Annotated in this window: 1 protein-coding gene; it reads right to left on the reverse strand. The window is 62.5% G+C overall.

Annotation, left to right across the window (positions count from 1 at the left end):
- Positions 1–1,219, reverse strand: a 1,219-nt coding sequence (locus CAPSK01_RS03500) for an Ig-like domain-containing protein (protein ID WP_273703019.1), incomplete at both ends; no start/stop codon positions are given.

Genomic DNA, 1,219 nt, shown 5'->3' on the forward strand with positions numbered 1-1,219 from the left:
GGAATAGGTCTGGGTGGCGGCGGCGTCACCGGCGGGTGCGTTGGCGCCGACCTGATAGCGGAAGGCCGCAGCGCCGAGGATCTGGACGATGGCCCCACTGGCGAGCGTCAGTTGCGCCGCATTGCCGTAGAAGCTGCTGGCGCTGATCGTCATGCCGTCGACGAGCTGGATGACATTGTTGCCTTCCGTGTCGGTGATCTTGGCGGTGACGGCACCGGACAGCGTATGGGGGCTGATGACGTAGGTGTCGTTGCCACCGCCGCCCAGATAGTTGTTGCCGGCGGATGGAATGAAAAAGTCGTGGCCGAGCGTGCCGGGGACGGTGTATGAAGTGGCGGGCGGCGTACCGCTGGCGGTGGTGAAGTCGTAGGTGCTGGTGCCGGCGTAACTGTTGCCCGCCAGGTCCTTGATCGTTCCGGCGGCGAAGGTGAGGTAATAGTTGGTGCCGTTGGCCAGCGTGCTGGTCGGGTCGATGGTCAGTGTGCTGCCGGAGAGAGTCAGCCGGTTGCTGGTCGCGGCGTCGAAGGTCTCTATCGTGGTGCCGGCGGCGGTCTTGAGAACGAGGCTGCCGGTGCCGCGGGTGATCGCCTCGCTGAAAGTGAGAACGACATTGCTGCTGGTGGCCACTCCGGTAGCGCCGTCAGTCGGGCTGAAGCTGGAGACCGTTGGCGCCGTGGTATCCGTGACCCCTGTATTGGCAATGATCGTGGCCGAGGCACTGGGGATTGCGATCAGTGCATTCGTCGCATTGTTCAGGTTGAGTCGGAAGTTTTCCGCCAACTCGGTCAGGTTGTCGTCGACCAGATCCACCACCACGGTCTTGACCGAGTCCCCAGGGGCAAAGATCAGTGTTCCGCTGCTGGCCAGATAGTCGCTGTTCGCGATGGCCGTGCCATCGGCCGTTGTGTAATCGACCGTCACGGTGCTGTTCGACGAGCTTCCCTGCTTGTCCTGCGTGTCCCCCAGCCTCACGACGAAGCTGGCCGTACCGACCTTTTCGTCAGCCACCACGTCGCTGACGAAAATGCTCGGCGTGTCGAGCACGGTGTCGTCGTCGACGATCGACACCGTTGTCGAGCCTTGCCCAATGGCCGCGTTCGTGGCGGAACTCAGGTTGAAACGGAAGTACTCCAGAGGTTCGACGCTTGAGTACTCCGACAACTCGACCCGCACCACCTTGGTCGTTTCGCCGATTGCATAGTTCAGCGTGCCACTAGCT

This window comes from Candidatus Accumulibacter vicinus (genome assembly GCF_000584955.1).
GTDB classification, from domain to species: domain Bacteria; phylum Pseudomonadota; class Gammaproteobacteria; order Burkholderiales; family Rhodocyclaceae; genus Accumulibacter; species Accumulibacter vicinus.